At 41.7% G+C, this 25,366-nt stretch carries 25 protein-coding genes and 6 pseudogenes; 11 read left to right on the top strand and 20 right to left on the bottom strand.

Annotation, left to right across the window (positions count from 1 at the left end):
* Positions 1–89: 89 nt before the first annotated feature.
* Positions 90–3,257: an RNA-directed DNA polymerase gene (locus ACJJI5_RS13945; protein ID WP_445354382.1), complete on the top strand. Its 3,168-nt coding sequence runs from the start codon at positions 90–92 to the stop codon at positions 3,255–3,257.
* Positions 3,258–3,882: 625 nt separating this feature from the next.
* A complete protein-coding gene (gene csrA / locus ACJJI5_RS13950) occupies positions 3,883–4,071 on the top strand; it encodes a carbon storage regulator CsrA (RefSeq protein ID WP_444897102.1) in 189 nt (62 codons plus the stop codon).
* A 204-nt stretch (positions 4,072–4,275) separates the two neighbouring features.
* Here the strand turns inward: csrA (ACJJI5_RS13950) and ACJJI5_RS13955 are convergent, their stop codons facing one another.
* Complete coding sequence (locus tag ACJJI5_RS13955; protein WP_445354383.1) at positions 4,276–4,437, bottom strand: hypothetical protein; 162 nt, start codon at positions 4,435–4,437, stop codon at positions 4,276–4,278.
* Positions 4,434–4,967, bottom strand: coding sequence for a hypothetical protein (locus ACJJI5_RS13960; RefSeq protein ID WP_445354384.1), 534 nt, complete (start codon positions 4,965–4,967; stop codon positions 4,434–4,436). The genes ACJJI5_RS13955 and ACJJI5_RS13960 overlap by 4 nt, the downstream gene beginning before the upstream one ends.
* 282 nt (positions 4,968–5,249) lie before the next feature.
* Here ACJJI5_RS13960 and ACJJI5_RS13965 point away from each other — a divergent pair.
* A pseudogene (locus tag ACJJI5_RS13965) lies at positions 5,250–5,333 on the top strand (carbon storage regulator); the annotation flags it as partial.
* Positions 5,334–5,627: 294 nt separating this feature from the next.
* Here ACJJI5_RS13965 and ACJJI5_RS13970 read toward each other — a convergent pair.
* A complete protein-coding gene (locus tag ACJJI5_RS13970) occupies positions 5,628–6,065 on the bottom strand; it encodes a hypothetical protein (RefSeq protein WP_444913617.1) in 438 nt (145 codons plus the stop codon).
* Positions 6,066–6,721: 656 nt separating this feature from the next.
* Between ACJJI5_RS13970 and tnpA the strand changes: the two are divergent.
* Positions 6,722–6,973: pseudogene (gene tnpA, locus ACJJI5_RS13975) on the top strand (IS66 family insertion sequence element accessory protein TnpA); the annotation flags it as partial.
* Between the two features lie 2 nt (positions 6,974–6,975).
* Here the strand turns inward: tnpA and ACJJI5_RS13980 are convergent.
* Positions 6,976–7,617: a hypothetical protein gene (locus ACJJI5_RS13980; RefSeq protein WP_445354385.1), complete on the bottom strand. Its 642-nt coding sequence runs from the start codon at positions 7,615–7,617 to the stop codon at positions 6,976–6,978.
* 390 nt (positions 7,618–8,007) lie between these two features.
* On the opposite strand from ACJJI5_RS13980, the gene ACJJI5_RS13985 reads away from it, so the two are divergent.
* On the top strand, positions 8,008–8,139 hold the full coding sequence (locus ACJJI5_RS13985) for a carbon storage regulator (RefSeq protein ID WP_445354386.1): 132 nt from the start codon (positions 8,008–8,010) through the stop codon (positions 8,137–8,139).
* Positions 8,140–8,613: 474 nt separating this feature from the next.
* Here the strand turns inward: ACJJI5_RS13985 and ACJJI5_RS13990 are convergent, their stop codons facing one another.
* The 4 genes from ACJJI5_RS13990 to ACJJI5_RS14010 all read right to left on the bottom strand — a co-directional run bounded on the left by ACJJI5_RS13990 (position 8,614) and on the right by ACJJI5_RS14010 (position 12,000).
* Positions 8,614–9,210 carry a hypothetical protein gene (locus tag ACJJI5_RS13990; RefSeq protein WP_444913615.1) on the bottom strand — a complete coding sequence of 199 codons (597 nt, stop codon included), beginning with the start codon at positions 9,208–9,210 and terminating at the stop codon, positions 8,614–8,616.
* Positions 9,211–10,700: 1,490 nt separating this feature from the next.
* On the bottom strand, positions 10,701–10,991 hold the full coding sequence (locus ACJJI5_RS14000) for a hypothetical protein (protein WP_371840690.1): 291 nt from the start codon (positions 10,989–10,991) through the stop codon (positions 10,701–10,703).
* A 401-nt stretch (positions 10,992–11,392) separates the two neighbouring features.
* A complete protein-coding gene (locus ACJJI5_RS14005; RefSeq protein WP_282953304.1) occupies positions 11,393–11,626 on the bottom strand; it encodes a hypothetical protein in 234 nt (77 codons plus the stop codon).
* A complete protein-coding gene (locus ACJJI5_RS14010) occupies positions 11,623–12,000 on the bottom strand; it encodes a Tse2 family ADP-ribosyltransferase toxin (RefSeq protein WP_444897095.1) in 378 nt (125 codons plus the stop codon). Before ACJJI5_RS14010 ends, ACJJI5_RS14005 begins: the two co-directional genes overlap by 4 nt.
* A 473-nt stretch (positions 12,001–12,473) precedes the next feature.
* Here ACJJI5_RS14010 and csrA (ACJJI5_RS14015) point away from each other — a divergent pair, with 473 nt between their 5' ends.
* The gene (csrA, locus tag ACJJI5_RS14015) at positions 12,474–12,635 is read left to right on the top strand and encodes a carbon storage regulator CsrA (RefSeq protein WP_444897094.1); all 162 of its coding nucleotides are present in this window, start codon (positions 12,474–12,476) and stop codon (positions 12,633–12,635) included.
* 219 nt (positions 12,636–12,854) lie between these two features.
* On the opposite strand, the gene ACJJI5_RS14020 is transcribed toward csrA (ACJJI5_RS14015), so the two are convergent.
* The 4 genes from ACJJI5_RS14020 to ACJJI5_RS14035 form a co-directional block, all read right to left on the bottom strand.
* Complete coding sequence (locus ACJJI5_RS14020; protein WP_444897093.1) at positions 12,855–13,016, bottom strand: hypothetical protein; 162 nt, start codon at positions 13,014–13,016, stop codon at positions 12,855–12,857.
* Positions 13,017–13,098: 82 nt separating this feature from the next.
* Entirely contained in the window at positions 13,099–13,404 is a 306-nt protein-coding gene (locus tag ACJJI5_RS14025; RefSeq protein ID WP_444917022.1) for a hypothetical protein, read from the bottom strand.
* A gap of 91 nt (positions 13,405–13,495) precedes the next feature.
* Positions 13,496–14,521: a hypothetical protein gene (locus ACJJI5_RS14030; RefSeq protein ID WP_444917021.1), complete on the bottom strand. Its 1,026-nt coding sequence runs from the start codon at positions 14,519–14,521 to the stop codon at positions 13,496–13,498.
* 69 nt (positions 14,522–14,590) lie between these two features.
* Complete coding sequence (locus ACJJI5_RS14035) at positions 14,591–15,196, bottom strand: hypothetical protein (protein WP_444897090.1); 606 nt, start codon at positions 15,194–15,196, stop codon at positions 14,591–14,593.
* Positions 15,197–16,115: 919 nt separating this feature from the next.
* Between ACJJI5_RS14035 and ACJJI5_RS14040 the strand changes: the two genes are divergently transcribed.
* The gene (locus tag ACJJI5_RS14040) at positions 16,116–16,439 is read left to right on the top strand and encodes a hypothetical protein (RefSeq protein WP_445354387.1); all 324 of its coding nucleotides are present in this window, start codon (positions 16,116–16,118) and stop codon (positions 16,437–16,439) included.
* An 80-nt stretch (positions 16,440–16,519) separates the two neighbouring features.
* Here the strand turns inward: ACJJI5_RS14040 and ACJJI5_RS14045 are convergent, their stop codons facing one another.
* Entirely contained in the window at positions 16,520–16,903 is a 384-nt protein-coding gene (locus tag ACJJI5_RS14045; RefSeq protein WP_444897088.1) for a hypothetical protein, read from the bottom strand.
* A gap of 266 nt (positions 16,904–17,169) precedes the next feature.
* Here ACJJI5_RS14045 and ACJJI5_RS14050 point away from each other — a divergent pair.
* Positions 17,170–17,289: pseudogene (locus tag ACJJI5_RS14050) on the top strand (carbon storage regulator CsrA); the annotation flags it as partial.
* Positions 17,290–17,444: 155 nt separating this feature from the next.
* Here the strand turns inward: ACJJI5_RS14050 and ACJJI5_RS14055 are convergent.
* The 3 genes from ACJJI5_RS14055 to ACJJI5_RS14065 form a co-directional block, all read right to left on the bottom strand.
* Positions 17,445–18,134 carry a hypothetical protein gene (locus ACJJI5_RS14055; RefSeq protein ID WP_445354388.1) on the bottom strand — a complete coding sequence of 230 codons (690 nt, stop codon included), beginning with the start codon at positions 18,132–18,134 and terminating at the stop codon, positions 17,445–17,447.
* Between the two features lie 52 nt (positions 18,135–18,186).
* The gene (locus tag ACJJI5_RS14060; protein WP_445354389.1) at positions 18,187–18,858 is read right to left on the bottom strand and encodes a hypothetical protein; all 672 of its coding nucleotides are present in this window, start codon (positions 18,856–18,858) and stop codon (positions 18,187–18,189) included.
* Between the two features lie 108 nt (positions 18,859–18,966).
* Entirely contained in the window at positions 18,967–19,356 is a 390-nt protein-coding gene (locus ACJJI5_RS14065) for a GFA family protein (protein ID WP_445354390.1), read from the bottom strand.
* A 255-nt stretch (positions 19,357–19,611) separates the two neighbouring features.
* Here ACJJI5_RS14065 and csrA (ACJJI5_RS14070) point away from each other — a divergent pair.
* A pseudogene (gene csrA, locus ACJJI5_RS14070) lies at positions 19,612–19,782 on the top strand (carbon storage regulator CsrA); the annotation flags it as partial.
* A gap of 379 nt (positions 19,783–20,161) precedes the next feature.
* Here csrA (ACJJI5_RS14070) and ACJJI5_RS14075 read toward each other — a convergent pair.
* A complete protein-coding gene (locus ACJJI5_RS14075; protein ID WP_444897083.1) occupies positions 20,162–20,602 on the bottom strand; it encodes an acyl-CoA thioesterase in 441 nt (146 codons plus the stop codon).
* Complete coding sequence (locus tag ACJJI5_RS14080) at positions 20,599–21,765, bottom strand: iron-containing alcohol dehydrogenase (protein WP_445354391.1); 1,167 nt, start codon at positions 21,763–21,765, stop codon at positions 20,599–20,601. Before ACJJI5_RS14080 ends, ACJJI5_RS14075 begins: the two co-directional genes overlap by 4 nt.
* A gap of 745 nt (positions 21,766–22,510) precedes the next feature.
* On the opposite strand from ACJJI5_RS14080, the pseudogene ACJJI5_RS14085 reads away from it, so the two are divergent.
* Positions 22,511–22,681 (top strand): annotated as a pseudogene (locus ACJJI5_RS14085) (IS66 family transposase); the annotation flags it as partial.
* Positions 22,682–22,790: 109 nt separating this feature from the next.
* Entirely contained in the window at positions 22,791–23,588 is a 798-nt protein-coding gene (locus tag ACJJI5_RS14090; RefSeq protein ID WP_445354392.1) for a ribosome-inactivating family protein, read from the top strand.
* 11 nt (positions 23,589–23,599) lie between these two features.
* Here ACJJI5_RS14090 and ACJJI5_RS14095 read toward each other — a convergent pair.
* Together ACJJI5_RS14095 and ACJJI5_RS14100 are read right to left on the bottom strand one after the other, a co-directional pair.
* Positions 23,600–24,070: pseudogene (locus ACJJI5_RS14095) on the bottom strand (transposase); the annotation flags it as partial.
* 541 nt (positions 24,071–24,611) lie between these two features.
* Positions 24,612–25,211 carry a dihydrofolate reductase family protein gene (locus tag ACJJI5_RS14100; RefSeq protein WP_445354393.1) on the bottom strand — a complete coding sequence of 200 codons (600 nt, stop codon included), beginning with the start codon at positions 25,209–25,211 and terminating at the stop codon, positions 24,612–24,614.
* Between the last annotated feature and the right edge of the window lie 155 nt (positions 25,212–25,366).

Genomic DNA, 25,366 nt, shown 5'->3' on the forward strand with positions numbered 1-25,366 from the left:
TCTATTGCCAATTTAGTAATGGAGAAGCCGATTTCGGTTGGGGTAACAGCACAACCTACAGCAAGTATTTTTCTGACTACAGGAAGTTTTTGCGTCGGCCAGCTCATTATGGCTATCAGGCCATTCAGCACAAGATCAGTGATGAGGAAGTTTATGAAGTTCATGTAGACCTTGAGAAGTTTTACGACAAGGTCAACAGAGGCTTGCTTGTCGAAAAGATACGCAATTTAGTAGATGCAGAGGATAAGGTTGTAGAGCGCTTACTTAAGCAGTTTGTGTCTTGGAAATGGGGTGAAAGTTGTCCTGACTTGTATGAAAAAGTTTGTTCAAACGGTGATACCAGCATACCAAAGGGGATTCCTCAAGGGCTGGTTGCAGGCGGTTTTTTCGCCAATATTTATCTTCTCGAGTTCGATGAATGGCTGGCTGGCCATATCGGCACTGAATTATCCGATGGCTTAAGGCTGGTTGATTATTGCCGCTACGTTGACGATATGCGGTTCATTATTGTGGCGGATTCAAATAGTGCGTCTTCGATTCAGACTGCCATTGAGTCAGTCCTAGGAACTCAACTGAAAGAGTTAGGTTTAAAACTCAATTCTCAAAAGACAGTAGTTGAACCCTATAGGACAAAAAGATCTGGAGTTTCAGTCAAACTGCAGGATATTCAGAACAAATTAAGTGGCCCACTCTCTATCAACGAAGTAGATGAGCAGCTTGGTCATCTTGAGGGCTTAATCGGTTTGGCGGAAGGGCTCCGTGCAGATTCAGTCGACAAAGATAATACTAACCCTCTGGCGATCATAGAAAGCCCAAGTAATGATGTCCGAGAGGATACGTTGCTACGTTTTTCTGCGAATAAGATCCAAGCCCTGCTTCGTCAGAAGCGGAGTCTTGTCGCGCAAGAAGTGGATGATAATGGTAAGCCGGTACCCGGAACTTGGGACTTTCTTCAAGAGCGCATAGCTAGAAAGTTTATTGCCTGCTGGAGTCGTGACCCCTCTCTAGTGTTGCTGTTAAAGAAGGCTCTAGAGTTCTTCCCTGATATCCGGTTGCTAAAACCGGTAGTTGACCAGCTGTTATTGGCGCGGGATAGGGAGAGCCCAAAACAACGGCAAATAGCCGAGTACTGTCTTTGCGAGATATTTCGCCATACCGCTACGGTAATATACAACAAAGATCGATGGGCTTTGCCGGCTCATGCAGATGTTGATACCTATCATGAGTGGTTACAGCAGTGTGCTATCAATGTCATCGATCCGGACTTTACCGAGAATGACTATTTAGGCCAGCAAGCCCGCTTCTATCTACTGGTTTGCAACGATTCTCCTCTAGACGAAGACACGGAGGATCAAAACTTCAACATTATCATTAAAATAATCAAGGGATACCGGAATGTGACTGCTGAAATGTCAGCTTCTCAACTGGTAACCAATTGCTTATTGGCCTACCAATTGGGCAAGGATAAGAAAGCTGTATTGCGCTCGGTCAGTGCTCTTATTGAGAAAATTGCCAAAATTGAAGGGGGTAAGAGACCTTCAAAGCGTCTCAATGCCCGTAACCTGAATGATATTGGACTAAAATTTATCAGAGAATCCATGTCCTTTTTCGAAGCTCTCGTCCTTTATGCTAAGGGTAGCGAGTGCTATTGGGTACAGCACCTTTCAAATCTCATAGCGCGGTCATCTACTTTCGTTCCCCCTATCAATGGCAGGCTTGAACGTTTTTCGGCTAAGTCCTCCGAATTAATCTCTTTAATGGGAGTTATCAAACGATTCGATAATCCATTTGCACATGAAAATGCGCTGCTTCAGCTGCTCCATACTATCCTGGATGAGGAACCCTCGGCATTTAGTTCAAGCATTGATCTGTCGAACTTTAAAGTTGGGTGCTCGGACTGGGGGAATATTCAGCGTTTATCTTCAGATTTAAAGATAGTTCTGGTTGGCAGTAATGATGGACTTTTTCCGATTCCTGAGTGGATAGAAAAACGGCACAAACCCCTTTACCGAGCGGGGATCTTTATCCGTAGCTGTTTGTTAGGTTCTATCGATTGGTCTGTTTCCAACTGCTTACAAATAAATGAGGCTAACTATAACGGACTCAAAACCAGTTTTTATAAACGTCAGCTAGGAATGATGCATTCACCTGAATCCATTGGTGGCGAAACTGCACCAATGAGTGGGTGGCTGTCAGGGTTGTTGTCACACTTGCTTCAATGGCCAGGGGTTAAGCTTCATGATGGGGGCTATCCATGGCCAAAAGAGTGGGATCTAGATACGCTGAAAGACGAAGTTGCCAAACGAATCGACGAGCAAAGGGGGCTCTATTTTGCAGCCTCTGGGATGCCTGCTTACACCGAGCGTGTAATGCTAGATTGGCCTACAGATAAGGCTGATCTTAAAGTAGTAATGGTTCAGTCGTTACTACCATTAAAGAAGGACTTTGCCGAGCATGGTTTCCTTCTGGACTCTCCGAAGTATCGAGCAAGGCACAGGAGGCATGTTGCTTCGGTGGCTGAATTGCTGTTACACAAAGTCTACAGCCAGAAAAGCATTGACGATGAGCGCTACAACTCCAAGCCAGATATTGATCTTATTATATGGCCCGAACTGTCTGTTAATGAGGCGGACATCGACATTTTAAAGCGCTTGTCAGATAAGACCGGGGCGATTATTTTTACAGGCCTGGTTTTTAAAGAGCTGGCCGGGGTCGAAGGCCCTAACAATGTCGCTCAATGGATTGTTCCGAAGAAAAATGCCAGTGGCCGTCAATTCTTAACTCGGTTGCAGGGCAAGTTTAACCTTATGAAAGACGAGGTAGGTAAGGCCAAGCAATGGAGGCCTTATCAGCTCATGTTGGAGCTTGTGCATCCAGTTTTCCCCCAGGAGAAGGGTTTTGTTCTCACTGGATCTATTTGCTACGACGCCACTGACATTAAGCTTAGTTCTGATTTAAAAGATAAATCGAATGCCTACATCATCTCTGCTTTGAATATGGATGTCGCTACATTCGACTCTATGGTGGATGCGCTCTATTACCATATGTATCAGCATGTAGCCTTGGTAAATACCGGTGAGTTTGGAGGTTCTGTTGCCAAGGCACCATACAAAGAGCGTCACGAGAAACTAATCACTCATGTTCACGGAGCGAATCAAGTATCTATTAGTTCTTTTAATATAAATATGTTTGATTTCAGAACGATAGGTAAATCTTTACGTTCTGGGAAGAAGCTAAAGACCAAACCTGCTGGCTAGCAGGAAGACTCCATGTATCAATGATGTTTTGTCAGGAGTGGGCCGAGTTTGAATAACTGAGGAAAAATAAGAGTAATTCTGGACGAGAGCAACCCTTGACACCAGCCTTTCAGCACAGAAGCTTAGAGAAATATAGGCGCGTAAATTTACTTATTGGAATATATTAAGTTTTATTCAGTGTCACGGCTGAGTAAACTTAACAGATATCTATCTGCATGACGGGTTGCGATCAAGTAAATTTCTACGATTGCTGCTCTCTAACAAAGATCCCCAAATTTTTGAAGCGTCCACACTATCAATAAGAGAACCACAAAGTGAATTAAGAGTAGAGAGAAGGCGCTGACCCAAGGTGCTGCAACACCAGGGGCCAGCTAACCAAATTGATAACAATCCTATCAAGATGGCTGTATGCATACTACGCTAGAAACCCGCTCGCCTTCAATAAAGTGGAGCACAACCAGCAGCTTGGGGCGACTCCCCAAGCTCTGGGAGCCTAGCGCCCGCCTTTTCCTATTCTGCGCCCACCGCCCCCGCGCCCCACCCCACACTACTTCCAGGCATCACTTACCAAGCTTCCCCACCAAGGAATGCCCACCCACAGCTTGAGTATCGGTAGGAAGAAAACATGTTGATCCTAAAGCGCCGAACAGGCGAAAACCTAAGAATTGGAACCAATGTCTCAGTCACAGTTCTGGAAGTGAAGGGAAATCAAGTAAAGATTGGTATCCGCGCTCCTAAATCCCTTCCCGTTCATCGTGAAGAGATCTATGTACGTATCGAGAGAGAACAAAAAATAAGCAATGGAAGGCGTTGAGAGAAGGTTCTCCAGGGAAGGAGGCTACACCTCAATAAAGACGCTATTAATAGCTAGTTATCTTCGAGGTATAGGGCAGTGAACTTAAACAGCCCTCTTCACAACTACAAAAAGTCACCTCTCCACAGAAAGGTAAAAGTCAACACAAATTGGATCGAACAAGCAGTATAACTAGCTCGCAGAAAACTGAGGTCATTTTTCAACCTATTCTTCTTCATCACTACGATCTATTAGGTTTTCCGGTGAGCCCAAAGTGCTATCTTTTTCAAGCTCTTCCTTAATGTCTTCGGGAAGTGGCTTGAACAACTCTTTTGCCCTCTCTTTGGCTTTCTTTTTTGCCTGTTCGTATCTTTCTTTATCGTTCATAAGTCTCTTACCAGATAATGTGGATTGCCTTTCTTTGAACCAACCAATTTAAACCCACCATGAGACATATAGTACTTTATGAGCTTGTCATTCATAGGCTCCATGATGCGCATTTTCTTTGCACCAATTAGATCCCCATAAATTTCATACGCCAATAGAGAAATACTGAACATTTCACCGGCGTATGGATAATTCTTAGGGGCTCTCTCTATAAAATCTAAACGCATTTCGGTGCCCTTGAATGTAGGGCGACCAAGGGACATTGAACATAAAGTATTTCCTAACCAAACTGACATATCGAGTGACTTCGGATAGAAAATCTTATAGCTCCGGGAAAATTCCCAATCCCATGAAACCTTTCGTTCAGCGGTATCCTTCCAAGCCTGGAAAGCATTTAAGGTTTTGTGATCTATACCTTCAACATTTAGAACGCCCTTCAGGTTTCCGGGCAGGCTTTCTTTTGCTATATCTCTTGCTTGCGCTCGAAATACATCATACCGTTCTAACGTTTCCTTATGTGACGGTTGCATTTCTTCTTCTTGAATCTGCCTGTTGAGATCCGCCTTTAGCCGTCACTGAAGGCAGTATTTTCCCGGTTCATTGCGGTCCGACCAATCATGGACATTAATAAGTGAAAGCCTGATATGGATGGGTAATGATAACGCGAATGACCATTTGAGCCTAGCGCCCGCCTTTTCCTATTCTGCACCCACCGCCCCCGCGCCCCACCCCACTCTTCCACCAAGTATCACTTACCAAGCTTCCCCACCAAGGAATGCTCACCCATTGCTTGAGTATCGGTAGGAGAAAACATGTTGATCCTAAAGCGCCGAACAGGCGAGAACCTAATAATTGGAATGGGTGTTTCGATCACAACACTAAAAGTGAAGGGAAATTAAGTAAAGACAGGTATCCCCCCCCTATCCGCCGTGAAGAGATCTATGTACAACTCAATAACTAACAAAAAACAAGCAATGGAAGACATTAAGGGCAGATTCTCCAAGGAAGGAGGCGCTCGTACTTGCTCAATAGAAGTTTAAACTGATTCTTAAGTGGTATTTTGAACCGATTCCGCTAGCTCATGCCTGTAATTATTGCTCCTGTATTGGCTAGCCATCCCATTTTCAGATTGCTAAACCCAAGGGCCAACTGAAGCAGCACAGCCTCAATTGACAGTTCATGCTCATCTATTAAATTTCTTTTTGCCGGACATAACTATGCCCACTTTGTGGAAAGTAGACAATCTCATTTGTTTTTTTATTAAAAGCGGCACAGTTTCTTGAACCGCAATAAAGGTACAATAGCTCCTTTTTCGCGCCGTTAATTTGCACTATCACTCTACTGTTTTTATCAGTCTTGATATTTTGCAAAATTTTTCTTGCCTCTTGCACACCCTTCTTTTCAAAATGAGCCATCCCCATGATAAAAATAACTACCCCAATGAGGATGGACCATGAATTTTTATATTTTCTTTCATATTTTAAAACAAGAGGCCTATTCTTTTTGGTCGGCAATTTGATCTTTTTTTTAAAATTAACTATATTCCTTGCGCTTGCAGTGTCTTTATTTACATATTCACTAAGGCAAATTTTGTACAATGAATAAAAAGTCACCAAGCCTGCCGCCACTAACGGAACATATAGTATGGTCCATATATTGAGAATCATTCCATGATATAGAATTTGATGAAAGTTTCTGTCCAGGATCTCTCCATCCAAATCTAAAAATTGAAAGAATCCGTGTGTAAACGCCGTGCTAGCCGAGTAAAGAAATGCTGTAATACAAGCTAAAATAACTGCACTATCTAGAAACTTAATAGTTCGCCTCCCTTAAATATATTGATTAACCTAAAACTTATTTACACCACTCCTCACTATAACTTTAAAAGCAACTCAATCAAAGTACCTAGATAGATTAATTAAATGCTTGTGGCTGGTGTATTTGTCCAGTCAAAATCCTGCCCTCTCCAAATTAGGCAAAAAATAGGGGCCGTACCTACCCACGGCTTGAATTCCAAAGGGAAGTAAATAGGTTGGCCATAAAGCACCGAACCGACGAAAGCTCATAAATTGGAACAAATATCCTAGCTGCTGTACTGGAAATGGAAAGCAATCAAGAAAAGATAGGCATCCATGCCCCCAAATCTTGTAAGCGATCAAGCAACCTCATCTAAAAATCAGCCAACTTTTCTCTACTCTCCTGATTTTCAATAATCAGGAGTTCTCAATGAACCCCCAGAGAAAATCCGAATTTTGGAGGAGCATATCAGTGCCAGGAACAACAGCGATTTTCCCAGACAGTATATTGTCAACAACACGATCTGAAACCCAGAACCTATACTTATTGGCACAACAAGCAGAGCAAGCGACGACCCAAGTTGATCCCGGTGACTATAGCGGCTTTTCAGGCTTCTGTTGATTTGACCTTGCCCGATAGCATTCAGATGCAGCTGCCGGTCTCTGAGCTGCCACCTCCTGCGGGAGCAACATTGATGCTACGCCCAAAACAATCCGCTCATAGGTTCCTCAGGTACTGAACTCAGATTTCCGTTACTGAAATGTTCAGATCCAGGTGACTTGAAGTCAGCTGATTTGTTGGATCTCTCGGGTGGTATGCGGTAGGTACAACCGATATTGACCACGTTCTATCCTCTAGCTTACATACCGCAGTACCTAAATAACCCCTCTTTGACAAATCAGAGATTATTTGCTGATCTTCAGCTAAGCCTGAGTTTCGATAAAACTTATGAAGTCTTTCAGTAGCAATACTTGCTGATCGCATAGCAACTTCATCAGAGGCGCCTAAAGACTTGGCGAAAGAGGCCGATGTAACTGCTGCCCTAACTCCATTATCTCGCAAAACTTGGATTTCATTGGAACCAATGGAATAAAACTTTCCACCTTTTACTCTACAATAGCCACCTACATCATCAATTGGTTTTCTAATTGATTTAGTATTAACGAATGTAAAGTAAGCCCGATAATTAATTACACCTGGCGACTCTACTTGAGATTCCCACTCATCAAATAGTTGATATGAGCCAATTTCCTTTTCAACAAACTCCACTAAATTAGAAAATTGCTCTGCACGCTCGATAGTGATTGGAGGGTTGGATGTAATTGAGCAGGCAGCATTGCCCCCTGTAAATAATATTAAAATTATAATTTTCCCTATTTTCATGTTTCTTCCTTGTTTTTACAGTAATGGGGGCATGCCAAATAGAAGTATAAATCGCCTCGACCATTGACTAAAGGGGATAGATAGGAAAAATGCTAGGCACCCAAAAAAATTTATATTCCTCAATGCAAATGTATTAAAGCAAGCAGCATCTAAGATTATCTTTTAGAAAATTTGTTGGGCATCCAACAAATAGTGTAGAGAGCTAGAGCTATAGGCCTCGGCTAGCTTAGTTAAAATCGTATTTAAAAAACGGAGTTAATTTTACAGGTTGTAGCGCCCGCCCTTTTCTATTCCGTGACCACCGCCTCTGTGCCGCACTCCATGCCGCCTCCAAACATTACTTACCAAGCTTCCCCACTAAGGAATACCCAGCCAAGACTTGATATATACATGTTGATCCTAAAGCGCCGAACAAGCGAGCACCTAAGAATTGGAGCGAGTGTCTCGATCACAGTACTGGAAGTGAAAGGAATTCAAGTAAAGATAGGTATCCATGCCCGGACTCCCTTGCCACTACAATGAAAAAATCTACGTGGATCTCAAAATAGAAAAAATTAAAAAATAGAGGGCTTTGAAAATAGATTCCTAATAGAAGGAGAATCTCCCATCCTAGCATCCAACTTTTGCTCATAGTAATCGCGCCCATAAGGACACAACAACTCCAAGATAGATACGTCGCTATTTTAAAGCTATCTTTACATGTGTCCCCCGCTCTTCTATAAATCAAGAATCGACTCTAACTGGGACGGTCAGCTGAGTTTATACATTGCTAGCGTTAATGCAATCTGCTTAGACTAACGTCTATCAGTTACCTCCCCCCTTTAATCGCCATAACCCAATGAACGAAAATAGACCATCAGAGGATTCATAATTTACTCAGGGGTGTACTCACTACTCTCACCCTGCTTCTCATCTTGCCTATTAGACTCTCCGGCAGCGCTCTGGAAAAAGGCCATTCAGACAATATAAAAACAGATTGGCGTCCCTTTCCTTCCATTAGATATTTAATGCCTTTCGTGTACGATCTTTCAGAGATTCCCCGAAATGAATGGCATTAACTGACTTGGCTTGTGGCCAGTAAGTAATTTCTATAGAGCTTTCCTTATCAGCGACCTTTTCGACCCTAAAATCAATTACTGTAATCACACCGTTATGCATACGAGTATCCCTCATGTGGTAATACATAGATGGCATAATATCGTAGTGATACTCAAAATTCTGCATCTTTGTACTTGCCAAGCTACCAAATTCTTGCTGGATTTCACTGGTTGATTGGTATTCAAATTCTCTTTTAATTTTCATGAACACCACGTCCACATTCACAGGCACGGTAAATGCGATTTTATGATTAGTAGGCTTATTGGCAGATGTATTCACCGCAGTTTTGTCGGTAGTGCTTGTCTGCTCCATCTGGGATTCCTGTGCAGCTTGTTGCTGGCGAGTATTTCCATCGTGATTGATGGGGTCGCCAGTAACCGGATTATTCCAGCAGGTAAGACATTTACCGTCTGATGAGTAGATATGCTGATTAGACGCACATCCGCTCACGATAGAAACCAGGGCCAAAGAGAAAATAAGTGTTGGTAGCTTCATGAATGCTCCCCTAATGAGAGTGTTTATTTAAAAGTTACTATGAGATTCCAAGCTAGCAACCGAGTATACCGACTCCCTGTATTAACATCGAGCAAGGAGATACTTTGTACACGGAAGTCTTGGAAGGATCTGTTTAGTATTGGATTATCTCGCTCTCTGTATAGAAACCAAGAAAAAATGGCTGTGGGGTTGGTCCCTTTCTAACGCTAGTACCTAAATTAAACTTTCCTTTAGAAGAGACACTGTTGCGTTTAACATTGATCAGTCGTTTTCGACGAACCCTGTTCCAGTCTAACGTTCTTAGTGACCAAATCCTTTCTGATATCATGTTCAATTTCTACGATCCTCCCTGAATATAGATATTGATGGTTCTTTAGGTCGTTATTATGGAGCATAATACCCGGTGCGTCCGCCAGTAAATCATCATTTAAAAACCAATTTTAGAAAATCTTAAACTAAAGCACCGTGCAATATTGTTGTGGCCTAGTAAGCAAAATAACACAAAACTGTAAAAGCTTTGTGAATTCAACCACTTGTAGTGATTCCTCAAACTATAGGAACTTAGCGCCTATGCCATTCACACTTTACTCCGTTCTACCTGTAACTTCTGAAGCAGGGAATGCCCAGCCACAACCTTAAGTATTGGCACTAAAAAATTCTGATCTTAGAGCTTCCTAAAGGTGAGAGCATTAAAATCGGTACAAATGTCTCGGTTACATTACTGGACGTAACCGGCAACCATGTAAAGCGTGATATCTACAATACCCAAATCTCACCCCATTCATCGGGAGAAGATCTTCGTGTATTTTGATAGGAAAAGATGACTGGGGCCCTGCCACCATAGAGCCTATTAATCTTGAGAATCGCGGGGGCCCTTAATTAATAAAATGAGCCCCCTCAAGAGTTAAGCTAAGCGATGTTCAAACCGCACACCAGTAAGATGATTTTATTGAATAGACTTTTTAAGGATATCTGTACAAAAAGCACAGGTAAAAATATTAAAAGCTGATTTGAAAATAGCCTTTGTACCAACTTCCTCATGAGAAAAAACAATGCGCCAAGGAATACCCACCCACCACTTGAATATCATCAGGAAACAAATATATTGAGCCTAAAGCATCGAAACGGCGAGAGCCCAAGAGATAGAACAAATGTATCAAGTAACATACTGGGAGTGAACAGTAATCTCTATCAGCCCATAGTGGAAAGATCTATGTGCGCATCAAAAGAGAACAAAAAGTAGGCACTGAAAGTGCGGTGGGAGCAGATTCACAATGGAGGGAATCCCACCCAAATCTCCTCCCCTCTTTCATCATCATAGTGGCACCTTTGAGCGCACACTATTTCTATGATGAGAAATGTCACAGCCATACAGTTACTTCCAAATGTATTAGAAAACAGCTGCACACACTCTATAAGTGAAAATCGACACTAACTGGGGAGATCAACTGAGTTCAAGACATAGCTAGCATTGCTGCAATCTGTTCACACTAATTTTTATCAGTTACCTCTTCCCATTCATCTTCATAACCGGCTGAACGAAAATAGGCCATCAGCGTAATGATGATTTTCTCAAGGATATATTCACTACTCTCTCCTTGCTTTTCATCTTGCTTATTAGACTCACTGACAGTTCTCCAGAAAAACTCAGCGAAGTGAATAGCCTCTTCTTTACTAGCCAAAGATCCTGAATTGATAATCTCAAGGCTTTTTTTATCATTGAGTAGCTCTGCATAATGCAAAAGAAACTCTCTCTCCTCGGGCAATTTATAATTAATCATCCTATCACCTTCGTACCATCTCTTATTACACTCATACGATCAGCAACCATCTGGAGCTTTTGGACTAGTTGAGAAACCGTCATTTTCCTCGTTATGGTTAGGAAGTAGTGTCTATTATCTTTCTGATCTTGCACAAATTTCAGATCAGGCGGCAAATCTGACTTCTCCAAAACCCAAAATACGTCGACATTTTTCCCAGGGTTTTTAGATGCTTTAAGCTTATATATTGATTTGAGGTGCTGCCAGTTTGCCGAAAAGCTGAGTCCCATCTGATTATGAGGAATCACCCACTCGTGCTTCCTCTATAGAGATTTAACTTTGGTGTATCAAACTTTGGTTACCGTACTATCGCCATAAAGAGGCGCATAACGTTGATCGCCGACTGTAATACCCTAGTAAACTCATAGTAGTTCGCGTGAAAAATTAACTATATTTTTTCCGTATTTTTCAACTGCCTTTTCTTTAAGAGGCTTTAGTAGGAGCCTTACTTCAATAAGATCATTACCAACATCCGCGATCTCATCTTCATTATCCGATGTTTCGCAAATATTGGACATTTTTTGTTCCATTTCTATCAGCGCTTCCAGGATAATCTTGAGCTCTGATTCTACTAGGCTTAATTGAAAGTCATTCATACCACTCTACCTTCTTTCTTAAAAACTCTTGTGGCGCTAAGGGCCATTTCTTCGAGAAGTCCTTTAAATTTATCAACCGGCATATTCTGGGTGGGAGATATGCAATAGTGATGGGCCTTATCTTGAACCATCTTGAGGCCCATTGGTGGTTTAGTATTTGGTTGAAATCTCCAAACCCAACCCGTCATCGGGGATTCATTAATCCCTTCCCGATCAAAAACACTTATACCCTTGCCGTTAGCGATAATTACTCGAATGCCATTGACCTCCATTGTATCAACATCCTTTGGTCTAACATTTGATAACTTTGGGCTTGTTGAATTACCGAGCCTAAATAGCTCCTCTGGAACAATGAAGAATTCCTTTGGGAACATGATGATCTCCTTTTCAAGATACTGAATTAATCCTGGCCCCACACCGAACAAAAGTATAAACCGCTAAGGCTATTGGCTGAAGAGGATAATTATACAAAAATTTGGTATTTACGATCTCTTATTCGACAATATTAAGCTTTTTACCTCTAAGGGCAATTCTGGAAAGGTCAATTCTGGACACCCACCAAGTAGAATAGCGAGCAGAGCAACAGTAGCCGGATAAGAAAATTGGCATTGATGAAGAGGAGGGTCAAACAAAATAATAGGAGTTAGCTACTTAAAATGCCATAGACACTATGGCGATAAGGTACATTTATCAGCTTGGATCGACTCCCCAAGTTCTGGGCGTCTAGCACCCGACTTTTCCTATTCTGCGCCCCGCGCCCCACCCCACTCTTCCATCAAGTATCACTTATCAAGTTTCCCCACCAAGGAATGCCCACCCACGGCTTGAGTATCACTAGGATACAAATATGTTGATCCTAAAGCGCCGAACAGGCGAGAACCTAAGAATTGGAACAAATGTCTCAATCACAGTACTGGAAGTGAAGGGAAATCAAGTAAAGATAGGCATCCACGCCCCCCAAATCCCCTCAGCCCATCGTAAAGGGATCTATGTGCGAATCGAAAGGTAGGCAATAGAAGGAATTCTCCAAGGAAGGAGACTCTACCCCAATAGGGCTCCAGAGAGGCGCTATTGATAGCTAGCTATCTTTCAGGTAACGGGCGGTATGCTCATAGAATCCTTTTCACACCTACAAGGAATTACCTCTCTACAAAGCAGAAAAGACAGTACAAGTTAGAGTGAACAAGTAACCTAGCTACTCAGCAGAAGACTTTGATCGTTTTTCAACCTACTCCTCCTCATCAATACGATCTATTAGGTTTTCTGGTGAACCCAAGGTACTGTCTTTTTCAAGCTCTTTCTTGATATCTTCAGGAAGTGGCTTGAACAACTCTTTTGCTCTCCCTTCAGCATTCCTTTTTACTTTCTCGTACCTTGGTTGGCGCTTCATGAAATTTCTATCAACAAATTAAGGTTAATATAGTTAACGAATGAACCTGAGGCGGAGCTTATAAATCAAGCAAGCAATGCAACTAACGAGCGTGTGAAATATCGACTACCTGACAGTTTTCACGGTGTAGTTTCACAGTCGGCTGACCACCGCCACGTCTATACTTTGATTCTTCCTTCGGAATCACTAAATAGAAACTGCCATCAACAATCAACTTGTAGTCCCCAACTTTTGCGCTTTTGGCCGGAAACTTTGTAGCAATTTCGGAAACCCCTTTTTCAAGAGCTAGTTCATGTGAACACAAGCAGGCGCTTGCAATGTGGGAACAAACTGTCAATACCATGAAAACTATTATTTTTACATTAAAATTATAGAATACTTTAAACATAGCAAGTTACCTTGTATGTATGGCTACCCATTTAGTAATACAGCCTTCTTGTTGGAGCAAAACTAAAAGCGAGTCTATCAATATACACTCGTTAAGACTCATTGACAGATGCCATTTCCTCTAGTTTTCTTTTCGCAAACTTACCCCTTTCTGATACAGGGTGAGACTCATCTGAAGCAAACTTGTTAGCTAACTCCTTAGCAATAACTGCTTCAATTTTACCCAGCTCTCGTATCAAAATCTCAGCTGAAACTCGTCTAACGATAGACGAGCGATCAGTAGATGATAATTTCAAAAAATCGAGTATAGGGAGCTTGATGTCTAGTTTTCGTTCACCTACGATGGGCCTTACCCTACCTTCACAATAGCGTATATCTGTCCATTCCCATTTCCGGCCCTCCATCCATACAATACGGCCTTCAAATAAACTACGATATGCCTTAGCTCTAACCGAAGGTTGAATAGCTAATCTCGCTATTTCCTCTAAATTCTCATCAAGAATAGGTGTGCGCCCAAGCTGGGAAAAAAGTGATGGCATGGGCCCAGACGCAGACAAAATTAACTTACGCCGAAGCGACTCTGCTATATCTTTTTCACAAATGACTTGAAGAAGAATCTGCTTGTCTTCTTCCTTGATTCTACCCCATGAGTTCCAATTTGATAGTGCAATACATAGTGCTTCAACTACACATTTTGGATCAGTTAATTTTGCTATCTCAGGAAGCTTTTCTCTTGCAACCTCACGCACTTGAGGCACCCAATCATTCAGCCTACGAACGGCAAGCGAGAAAAAGAATGTATTTGGCGCTCCTCCCGAAAGAGCTCGTAGAGCTTTCTCTCTTTTGTAACCATCCCAACTTATTAGGTCAAGCCAAGTTGTCAGCTCCTTAGGTTTTGACCAAAGCTTCCACTTGGAAGGCGTGGATTCTCTTAGTGCTGAAGAGAACTCAGTGCGTATAAACCGTTCCCAGTAGTCAAAACTGGAAAGAGATAACTGACTCGTCACATCAACTAATGCAGACATATCAGCTACAACCTTGCTCCCCGAATTTATCGAGTTCGCAAAGTCCTTAACTGCTAAAATAACTTTCTCTTCCATCATCTTCAACTGTTGCACCTATTTCACTGCTTGATAACGCCCAAATCAGCGGAGTTTCAGTTCCGCTGTATTTTCTTATTACATGCCCTACGCCATCTCTCTTAGCAAGTGAATAGATGTATTTTTTGGCAACCCCATTGAGCTTGCCAAACCATCTATACGATTAGCCACCATGGTAATCTCTGACTCGGCCACCCCTATCGCTTCATACACAGCCTGATAATCAACCTCAATTTTTCTATCTGTGGCGGGGATGAATGGCTCGTCATCAATGCACTCAATTATTACTTTATCGCCCTTTCTAAACGCACGCGAACTTGGATGCCCCTCAATGGCTATGTAGAGATCGGATTCCGACCTCAATCGCACCCAGGACTCAAGATCAGCTATAGTCCCACAACATTGGGGAAATAATTTATTAACTCCATTTATGACTAGAGCAAAGCCGCCAAAGAAGGCGCAACAATCTTTGACTTCAAAATCTGATATATGCAGTTCAATTGCGCGCGCCAAATTGTTGTCATCAAGCTTACTTAATGAATGAAATTGATGATCAGCTGAATACCCGACCAAGTCTCGATATCCACTAACTGTAAGTAGCTCGTCTCTTGCAGTCGAGCTGCATTCTTTCCTAAGATCGTTAGCCTGATCTGATATTGGCAACTCTATTAATGCTTCTAATTTTACTTCCATATTTGTGCAATTCTGGGTACCCACTAAATTGAAAGTATAAACCGCAAGAGCTATCAGACTGAAGAGTAGACTCAAATAAAGCACCGTGGGACAGCTGGCTCTAGAGGCCTAGCTTCGCATATTCTTACTCTGGACCTACCACCTCCTCACCCACCCCATTCCTCTAAGGGCTTCACTTATCAAGCTTCTCTACCAAGGAATGCCTACACACAGCTTGAGAGCCAGCGCGAGGGGGGGAGCATTTTGACCATGAGCCAGTAAGCCGGCGAAAACCTAGAATCTGGTACGAATGTTTCTATTGAGTGTGATAAACCCGCAATAAGTTGCTTGTCCGAATGGCAAATATTATGCTTTTACAATCAATACCATCGAAATGGAATTCAAAAATAGGTAAAAAGAAGATACCTTTCAAACATCAGCTAAAAACTGTACAAGACATTACTGACCGCATATCCAGAATCTATTTAGAAGCACTGGAGTGAAAGGAGAGAGCATTCTTTAGAACTGTCATAGATCCGAATGAAGCTATTATATAAGGAAGGCTCACATGGTAGAGGCGGGATAAGTAAAGGGGTTAGGCATTGTGACGACAAATTCTCAAATTCAGATCCTATGTGGATTGAACCCCGTGACGAGCACGGTTTGTCTTTCTCTTCAACGGTTAAGCATGCTGTCTCAACAATGGGATTTCTAGGCAGATTTTAAGAAAAGAGAACTAAAGTTAACTGGGACTATTGGATTATAGAAGACAGTCAGCATATCCCTTCCGGGATGAAATTTGTATAAGCCCCTGATAACCCTGCTCATTATTTACGGGCAGTGACAGAACGTATGCAAGTTGATGAACTCGTTTTCAAACTTTGACCTATATCCGATAGAATGGCCATCATGTCAGACCTGCAGCTGGAGGCTTATAAAAGTGCTTAAATTTAAAGAATCTGAGTCTGATGCTAAAAGCCTCGCTCTACATTACGCTAAAGAAATGAATGATGAACTTCTTGAAGGGTTTATAAATTCAAAAATACAAATTAATTCGAACGAAATGGCAACCTCATTGACAGAATCATTTTGGGAAATGACAGACTTAGCAATCAAAGATAATGAAGAGCAAAAAGTCATAGAGGGAATTACTGATATAGAGTTCTGGATGCATAAACTCTTTAACAAATTTTCTGGCTACATGCTTATTAATGGTTTTGAAGAAGTTTGGGAAAGTACATCAAGCAAGATACGTGCTAATTAAAACCTGGTATTGCCTTGCTCCAATTTAAGGGAGCATAGGCTTTCCCACACCCCCTTGGTCTGTCAGTATTTAGGAAGTAACTACTCTTGTACTTGGCGATTCCCATGTACTCTACTTTGTTTAGAGGCTAGAGTTTCCAACATGTTGACTACTTCCTTTGCATGAATTGTGCCCGAAAATGCATCCCCATGCCCCCTATCACCAGCATCAAATATCCCTCTAACTAAAACATATTTTCTATCATAACTCTCCAATTCAAGAGCAGAATCTTTGTCCTGGCCTATCGATCCCCCATATACTGTCTTTTCAGACTCATGAACCCAAATTGAATTTTCTGTTAATCGACCTTCTGCTAAACTTTTACTTAGAAATAAAGCTCTACTTTCATTACGAATACGTAAATATCCTCTAACTAGAATTTCCTCGCCGTTAAAGCTAGATGGATTACTAATTACCTGAATCATAGAAACATGCTTAACATGACTCGAACCACAACTAGTCAAAGTAACTAATCCAATACATACAATCATGAGTCTACGAAAATTCACTCTGAAACTTCCTTACTTAACTTAATCTTCAGCTCTAGCTTATTCGTCTGGTAGAGAAATACCAAAAGGTCCAATCTCATTCGGACACTTAAGTGCCCTCTCGTAAGGCCATCATACTTGAAAAAAATCTGGGTACCTAACAAATAGGGCGGCTCCCTAATCACTAAACCGGCGAAAGCCTATCAATTGGTGCGTATATCTCGAGTACAGTGCTAGAAGTGAAAGGAAATCAAGTACAGCTTAGATTCCATGCCCCCTGGTCCCCTCCCGTTCATCGCGAACAATTCGATACTCGCATTTAAAATGGACAAAAAGTAGGCAGTGAGGAGAGTTTTCTATGGAAAGAGGCCCCAATAGAACCCCAATCTCTATAGAAGATCCGCCTTATTAGGCAACGGTATTTTACGCCGCGGTTATCGTACTAACTTATTTAAGTTGAGAATCTGGTTTCGGCATCCTACTGACCTAACTTGTTAGCCGCATATCTTCCTGCCCATAGTGAAGCGTAAAAATATAACCACAATAAGCTGGGTAGAACCATCCAAAAGTAAGCTTCAGCGACGCACAGAGCTACGATGACCGCAGTTATAACCAGCAAGAACAAGTAAAAATAATTAGACCCCTTAATTTTCTTGAATGAAATTATTCCGCCCACTTTGAATTTGCCATTCATGGCTAGTAAGTTAAGTAGTGCCCAGCCAAACAATATAATTGCCAGGAAAGGGATACTCATAAGCGGTATTCCTATCGAGTCAGCCCACCAAGGATATGAACCACGACAAAATTCAAGGAAGATATCACCAACACTCGCTCCTACGGTTAGGGTAGCCGCACAAAAACCAATTAGCGCTATTCTTCCTTTAGAAGATGGTGCATTAATTAGTTCTCCCTTTCTAAAAAGAGTAAAAACAGCTATACCTAGTATAAGAAAAGTAAACCCGTAATCTTGATACCGGTATTTCGGAGAAAGATACTCGTTTCGTAAATTATAAAACTGATTTGACGCATTGCTACCACCTAGTTCCTGCCAATCAAGTGCCATATACTTTCTGTGATACTCTTCCTCATTGGTATATGCAGGAATAGAAAATGAGTAAGCAATACTCAATAACGACAAAATTATAATTCCAATAGATATTTGCTTCATAGTAAGTTACAAATAATGTTTTCTTATCCAGCTACTGTGCACTTAGCAAGTATTAGACACTCTCACACTTAAATTCTCTAAATTCAAACTTATTGGTTTCGAGATAAGTTTTTAAGCTAGAGATCGGTACGCCGTGAGTAGGAAAATAGAATCCTCCCTCAAGTCTTACATATTTTGATTCTTGAATCTTAGGATACGTATCCTCTAGTGGTATAGCTAGCTCTCGATCTTTTTCCTGATACTTTAGTGGCCTTATCTGTTCATAAATAGAGCAAGGAAACCACCACAGGTCTTCCTTTTCGTACACTGGAATTGCAAGGTCGCCGTTAATAAGCTTGGCTAATGGCATACGGTGATATCTAGGTAATATATGTGAATTAGACTGGGAGCCAATAAGTATGATTTCAGGTTTGTGTGACCTGAAATCAAAGCTCTGTAGCCCAAAATGCCCTGTTGTTGCCACCTCAATTCTTTGCGGCAACTCTTCTCCAAAGATTTGATCAATAACCACATAACTAATTACTTGTGGCGGAGGATCGAGGCATATAACATTCTCCTTCGTGCACTCTTCAAACTGCTGCAAGTATCTACCCTTTAAAGGAACAGCAACAATCACTGCTGGTGAAAGCTCTTCTTCTTCCACTTCAGGATATTTCTGCACTTTGGAAGCACAACCCAAAAGTGAGCATTCAATGACAATTAGCAGTATAAGAACTCTTTTCATGGGTTTGCCTAGTGTATTGCTCAGCTGCCATCTAAATGACGCTGCTTTGTGTTAGCTTAGCGTACAACACAAAGTGCGCGAAGTATTGTCGAATAAAGCAGCAGTTTGTTAGGCAGAGCTGTTTTCATCAACCTCTTCCCAAACTGCTTTTGAATCCAAAAATAAATGCTGCTTTACTTTTAGCCTCTCAAAGCCAGTGTCAAGCAAGCTTACAGGAACGTACATAGCCTTATCATCGTTCTTCCCAGGTAAGGATGATCCACATTCTGAACAAAAACTTGTTTGCCAATCATGATTTGGCTTTATCCATGTTTTCATATGGTCTTGACCAGAACCCCACTCAAAACTTTCATTAGCAATCACCGTTACGGCTATTCCGCCTCCACCTGTAGCTTTGCGACAAATAGAGCAATGACATATATATACATCTTCAGGGATTACGCTAATTCTGAAATTTACTGATCCGCAGTTACAGGAACCATTCGCTATTTCAGTCAATTGTATCTCCTATGCGCCTAACAATTAATTCAAAAGCTACATCTATATATCACGCTTCTCTATGATTCCAAAGCGCGTCAACCCGATGATATATAAAGTCATCAGCTGGAAGCTATTCTTTAAGCTTGGTACCCTATTTCCTGTTCTGCGCTCACCACTCCGGCGCCCCACACCACTCTTCCAACAATCATCACTTACAAAGCTTCCCTACCAAGGAATGCTCACCCACGGCTTGAGTATCGGTAGGAAGAAAACATGTTGATCCTAAAGCGCCGAACAGGCGAGAATCTAAGAATTGGAACGAATGTCTCAGTCACAGTGCTGGAAGTGAAGGGAAATAAAGTAAAGATAGGCATTCGCGCCCCCAAATCCCTCCCCCCCTATCGTGAAGGGATCTATGCGCGTATCAAAAGAGAACAAAAAGTAAGCACTGAAAGGTGGTGGGAGCAGATTTACAATGGAGGGGCCCCCACCCAAACCTCCTCCCCTCTTTCATCATCATAGTGGCACCTTTGAGCGCAGACTATTTCTATGATGGGAAATGTCGCAATCCTATATTTATCTACACATGTATCAGAAAGTAACTCCCCACCCTCTATAAGTGAAAAACCAACACTAGCTGGGACGATCAACTGAGTTCAATAAATAGTGAGCGTTACTGCAATCTGTATACTCTAATTTTATCAGTTACCTTTTCCCATTCATCTTCATAACCGGATGAACGAAAATAGGCCATCAGTGTAAAGAGTAATCCTGGACACCAACCAATTAAAAAGTATAACCCCCAACCCTATCGACTAAAAAGTTAACCAGCACCAAATGATGCACTTTGTAATGCCTTGAACAATTGACCAGAAATTTTTGTCGGCTGTTCGGTATGGCGATTAACAAAGACATGCGTCATAGAGCCATGTGCACATGCATTTTCTTGATTTTCTTTAAAAATCGCGACACCATATTCCACCGAAGAATTGCCTATTCTATTAACCCTAAAAGCACCAAGTATTTTTTCAGGGTAAGAAATGCTGGCCAAATAATTACAATCAGATTTGACTATGTAACCAATGTTCTCACTGGTTTTAATATCTAATTCAGCCTTATTAATCAAAAAGCTGTTCACAATGGTGTCAAAATATGAGTAGTAAACTACATTATTTACATGCCCATACACATCATTATCCATCCATCTGGTAGTTAACTCTTCAAAATAAAAATAATCTGTACGTAACACAGCCTGCTTACTCACAAAGCCTCCTCATAAGCAGCCTGATAAATCAGGAGTGCATCATCATGAGATAGAGGTTTCGGATTATTGATTAGTAAGCGAGTTTGTAGCATTGCATCAGTGGCGAGCATCTCTAAATGATGCTCGCCAATATCAAATTGCTTTAAGGTCCGGGGTAATTTTAATCGTTCAATTAGCCGCTCAATAAAGACAATAAGATCAGAACACACTTTTTGATCTGATTGAGACGTATTTATGTGCTCACAAATATATGGCGCCAATTCACTATAGAGCTTGGCTGTATCACTCTGATTAAAGCGCATTACATGTGGCAATACTAACGAGTTACCTAATCCATGAGGTACATGAAAATGCCCCCCTAATGGGTAAGCTAGAGCATGTACAGCGGCAACTGGTGCATTGGCAAAAGCTTGACCTGCAAGGCAGGCACCCAATAACATATTTTGTCTTGCTTCTATGTCTTCGCCATGATGTGTAGCCTGTTCTATATTTCTTGATAGCAATAGCAACGCCTGCTTAGCTAGCATATCTGAATAGACATTTTTTTTATGCTTAGACGTATATGCCTCTATGGCATGCACCATGGCATCAATGCCAGTTGCAGCAGTCACATGAGCTGGTAACCCTAGAGTTAATTGTGCATCTAATAAGGCAACATCTGGTAATAATTGTTTAGAGACGATGCCATCCTTGGTGGTTTCTCCTGTTGTTAAAACCGCGATGGGTGTTACTTCTGAACCGGTGCCAGCAGTGGTAGGTATTAAAACCAAAGGTACGCGACCTCCTTGAACTCGTTCAAGCCCATATAGCTGTTCTAGAGATTGCTGAGAATCCATCATTACGGCAACAACTTTAGCGGTATCCATTGAACTGCCACCACCAAATCCAATTACACCATCAACATTATGCTGCTTTGCTAAGGCTACTGCCGACAATACGATCTGCTCTTTAGGATCAGCACTAACTCCATCATAGATAATGGTCGCAAATTTACTATGCAATTGCTCCTTCAGTTTCTCAACCAAGCCACAATTTACAATACCTTGATCAGTGACTACTAACAACTTAGTTATATTTATTTGGTCACATATCTCACTAATTTTATTTAACCCGCCAGGACTATTTATAATCGATTTTGTGGTATTAAATTCAAAACTTAACATAGGATTGTCACCGCCTTAATTATTATGTGTCACAGTTTCGTTTGGCAATAGTTCCATTTCAAATCCTAGGGAACTTCTGATTAGCTCAGAGTGAATTTGGTGCTAATCAGTTGTCAGTCAAGACTACGATAAATTAACCACCAAGTCACCAGTGTAGATACGTCGATTAAAGGGCTACTCAATAGTATTGCGAAATAAAGATGTAGTTGATACCGGTTGTATTATTGGGCTTACTGAATAGCCGGTTTGGCTGAATAGGCCCCATGCAAAGCCTTATAACGCAAACTCCCGACTGCAAGTCTACAGAGATGTATTCAAAATGTTCCGCAAGATGCCCATATTCTTTACTTTTGCTCCAGTAGCACCCCTTATAGTAACGGTCTTTCGTTAATTCTAGAAATATTACCCCAAGCAGAGATATGAGGTTAATAAGATTCTCTGACGTGTCTAGATTATTTGGCAGCAAAAACTCTCTCCAGCCCCTCATCCAGTGTGAGCGCACGCGTAAATTGCCACGAACCAGGGCAAGCAACGGAAGAGGGCCAGGGGATGAGCCCGTCCCGACCGCGACACAGCCATCTCTCTCGCAAATGGCCAGAAAAAACATTTTGCTACCCCGAGGGCCCCTGTAAGTAAACTCAAGAAAAGGAATAAACCAGAATGATGAAAACAACAAATACCACAACAGTACATTTATGGGGAAAGGATGGAGCCTTGAAGGATGCTCTAGCCGGTTGAACGCAAAGCCAAAGACAACCATCTATCATCGAAACAAAGGCATGAATTACGACAGCAAGAATCCAATCCCATTATGACCACCTTTAAGTGCTGGCTGGATGAGCACTCTCCGCAAGTGCTACCCAAATTCCCGCTGGGTAAGGCACTAGCTCTATACCCATGTTTCGAGCGTAAGTGAGTGTAATTAGGTGTGGTTGAGTGTGATTAGGTGTGGTTGAGTGTGATTTATTGCACTTTTTTAGTTTGTTAATGTGGCTGCCATTAATTCGAGTTAAGTATATTTTACCATGAAACATATGACTGTAAGAGTTGATGCGATCAACTACTTTAACGATCTAAAGGAATTGAGAGAGGAAGTGACACGGCGCAGAAAAGATATCCTAAAGGCTAAAGCAGAGGCTGCAGCAGAGGCTGAAGCACAGGCTAAAGTTGGACATTCTGCTGGAGCACAGGCTAAAGTTGTACTTTCTGACCCCAAAGACTTCCTTGTCGTCCAACTTGAGATGAATTGTGATGGAGCAGGAAAGAGAAAAGTAAATTTCTATTTAGATCCTTACGATCTTTACCTTGGAGGTTTTAGCTGTAAAGACCAAGGAGGAAATGCTTATTATTTAAACTACATAAAGTCTGGGATTTTTGCAGATAAAAGTTATGTATCTTTACGTATGGACGGAACTTACGATGATTGTGGAATTGTTAAGCAACCGCCTAAGGGACTGTACCATCCTGACAATTTAATTGGTCTATCTAGTTTTCATAGCTCCGTAGTTAGTCTTTCTCTGGTTGAGAACAAATTTGATGCTGGTAAAAATGACGAGATTTATCGTGCATTCGGCAAAGCAATAATCCTCATTAGTGAATCCATTAGGTTCCATTCGATTAGTGAGTTTTGCAATGAAATAATTGTGAATAATGCATACGGATCCCAAATAGATTATGAGACATTTCTTGATGTTGTGCAAAATTGGGAAAATAGCACGAAGGTTGGGAGTGCAGATGTAGCAATACCGTGGATGTGGAGGCTGGAAAAAAGCGAGGATTTAAAAATAATACTGCAACACTTAGAAAGTTTCGAGCGTCGTTAAATTAAATAGCCTCATAGGCTGATGTGTTTTTCCAAGCGCTCTGGGAAGTGGATCGTCAGCTGGGACAGCGTTAAATTCCAGTTTTGAATCGGATGCGTCCAGCGCTCAGAGGCTTTGAGTATACCGGCGTACAACAGTTTAAGTAAGCCGTTCTCGTTGCGGATCTGGTGGATGATGCAGTGCTGGATCTCGGTCTTGGGGTAGATACTCTCTATGGCCTCAGGGAAACCCAGCAGGCCATCAACACAAGCAATGAGGATATCTTTGACCCCACGGTTGTGGAGGTCGGTCAGAACACTCAGCCAGTGATGTGCGCCTTCCTGGTCAGACAGGTAGAGTCCCAGCAACTCCTTCTTACCTTCTATATTGAGGCCAAGAATCGTGTAAATGGCCTTGCTGGTATAACGACCATTTTCCTTGATCCTGTAATGGATAGCATCGAGCCAGACAATGGGGTAGACAGTCTCCAGGTGGCGCTCACGTTACAAAGAGCAGGGCATCTTTACCGCTCTCATAAGAACTAGACACTGGAAGGTGTTGAGAACATACTCTTCAAGGAAGGAAACTCCAGCCGAGTCTTATCAATAGAAGATAAAACTGTATTAGACAGTAAGATACAGATATCGCACAAACACCTAAGTCAGTAACTGCATTGTTTACCGGCTGATGCATTGACCGATTATGCCTTTTAACCTAAAGGGATGAAGTCGATTGGGGTTTTAGACAACTCATTGTGTAAATCTTGATCGATTTTACCAATCTGATTTCTGCCATTCTACAATCTATTCGAATGGATATGGTATGAAATATTCTACCTAAAATCTTCATCGTCGATTAAACCATCATTTTGCATTTGGTTTGCAAATAGCTCAATGTGCTCTTTAATCTCGTCGAGTGCCATTTGCATCACTGGTCATTCTGTGGATTCACTTTTGCGTTAACCGCGAAAATTACTCAACCCGAAAAGAAATATATTGCCTTGCATCAGAGACTATACGAGTGAGTGTCTATCTAAGTAAAATTTCATACTGCACTGCGATCTAGTGATTGATAGAAGTGCATAAAGGCTCCTGAAGGACACGTCGCAAATTTTATAAGTTTGTATTTCGACGAAATTTCACCGTTTTCAAACAAGCGTTTTCCTTCGCCAACAACTACTGGAAAGGTCCAAAGTCTAAGTTCATCTACCAAGTTATGCTTAAGAAGTAACTGCACTAATTGCCAACTACCGTGAACCTGTAACAGGGGCCCATCTATTTCTTTAATTTTGGCGACCTCTACAGCTGTATTAGAGCCCTTTAGTTTGAATGAATTATTCCATGTTAGGTCATCAGCACCTGATGTCACCACGTATTTTTTTGCCAGATTTAATTTGTCTGCTACTGGATTATCAGGTTCGGCACTGGCAAAATTTGAGACAAACAAATTATATGTATTACGTCCTAATAGTAGGTCATACGGTTCCTTCATTGCCTCCTTTGAAACCTGTTCCATAACGTCATCCCAACAATCTTTTGCCCAACCTCCATGACGGAAGCCGCCGGAAAAATCTTCCTCGGGTATACTGGGTGCTTGCATTACACCGTCAAGAGTTTGAAATATCAATATGGCTAAATTTCTCATTGACTGATTCTCTCGAGGGGTAAAGCCTTTATGGCATCTTATGCAGGCTTACTCGTAGAAATACAAATCTTCAAACGTTGTATAAAACGCCGCTTAATAACAATCTCAAACAAGCAGGAACGTAATAAGCACCCACTAGACATAGCTCGAACTGT

It is taken from the genome of Microbulbifer maximicatervae (SeqCode) (genome assembly GCF_052467955.1).